The sequence below is a fragment of the Variovorax beijingensis genome (assembly GCF_003951285.1).
Lineage (GTDB): Bacteria > Pseudomonadota > Gammaproteobacteria > Burkholderiales > Burkholderiaceae_C > Variovorax > Variovorax beijingensis.
This window is the reverse complement of record NZ_RXFQ01000066.1, coordinates 1-1,458: the sequence shown is the minus strand read 5'-3', so window position 1 is coordinate 1,458 and position 1,458 is coordinate 1. Positions and strand designations below refer to the sequence as shown.

Annotated in this window: 1 protein-coding gene; it reads right to left on the bottom strand. The window is 69.6% G+C overall.

What is annotated here, in order from left to right; genetic code table 11:
* Nucleotides 1-1,254, bottom strand: a 1,254-nt coding sequence (locus tag EJO66_RS32400; RefSeq protein ID WP_125967288.1) for a Cache 3/Cache 2 fusion domain-containing protein, incomplete at its 3' end; no start/stop codon positions are given.
* Nucleotides 1,255-1,458 lie beyond the last annotated feature (204 nt).

Below are 1,458 nucleotides of genomic sequence, written 5' to 3'. Positions count from 1 at the left end.
CGTGGCGATGGCGTCGGTGCCCTGGCGCACGCCGCTCACCACCTTGGCGAGGCCGCCGCGCATCGATTCGACGGCCCGCGTGATGACGCCGATCTCGTCGCGGCGGTCGGACGACAACGGCCGGGACAGGTCCCCTTGGCCGATGGCCTGCACATGCTCGCTCAGTACGCGCAGCGGCCGCACCATGCGCCGGATGAAGACGATCAGCGCCGCGCCCAGCAGCAGCGCGGCCAGCGCCATGAAGCCGCCGAGCAGGCTCATCTCGCGGTAGAGCTCGGCCATCACTTCCGAGGCGGGAATTTCCGCCACCACCAGCCAGCCGGTCGCATCGCTCCTGCTCACGGACGCATAGCGCTGTCCCGATTGCGCCGCCTGCGCCGGCAGGAGCACCGCGGGTGCATCGTCGATCCACGAGGCGTCCTCGCCCTTCAGGCGGGCGAGCCACCCGGCCGGATCTGCGCCCTGCAGAACTTCGGACAGCTTCTTGCCGGCCGCCGACGGATGGAACACGAGCGTGGCGGCGGCGGGGTCTGCGCCCGGGTTCACGATGTAGAGCCCGCCCGTGTCGAAGATCCGGCTCTGGCCCACTGCTTCGCCGAAGGAGGCCTGCTGCTGCGAGATGTCCAGGCCGATGTAGAGCACCGCAACGACCTGGCCCGCGGCATCGCGCACCGGCTCGTAGACCGTCATGAAGGGGCGCCCGAACAGCATGACGCGGCCGACGAATTTCCTGCCCGAACGCAGCACCGGATACGCTGCGCTCTTGCGGTCGAGCAGCGTTCCGATGGCGCGCTCGCCGTTCTCCTTCTTGACCGAGGTCGTGATGCGGCGGAAGTCTTCGCCCTGCGCCACGAACACCGTGGCGTTGGCGCCGGGGAAATCCCGCGCGAAGGCGTCCACCTCGCTCGTGCTCGCGCCGTTGATCGGCGTGCCGTAGCTGCTCACGATGCCTTGGGCAGCATCTTCGACGGCGAAGGTGGCCGCGAACTGGCGGCGGAAGACGCCGTAAGCGTTCTCCGCGGTCAGCTGCATGGTGCGGTCGAAGATGTCGAGCGACCGCGCAATCGCTTCGGCCTTGGCATTGGCGTATTGCGCGGCACTGCGCTGCTGCTGTGCAGAGCCGATCGCATAGAACGCCGCGAGCAGGAGCGCCGTCATCAGAAGGATGGCGAAAGTGGCCCTGACGGTGAGCGTTCGCGCCAGCGAGACGAAGGGGCGCGTTGGCTGGGACGAGTCCGTGGCTGCGGCTTTCATCAGGGTTCTCCTGTGGGGGTGGGTGGGTCTAGAACTCGGTCCAATCGCCTGCGGCACCCGCGGCACCCGCGGCACCGCCGGCCAGGGTCAGCGGCGCGGCGGAGGCCATGGCCTCCTTCTTGCGCGGGTTCGCGAGCGGCCGGGCCGGCGCCTCGGGCGTGCGCGGTGCTTGCGCATGGAGGGTTTGGGCCCCGCCTTCGAGCC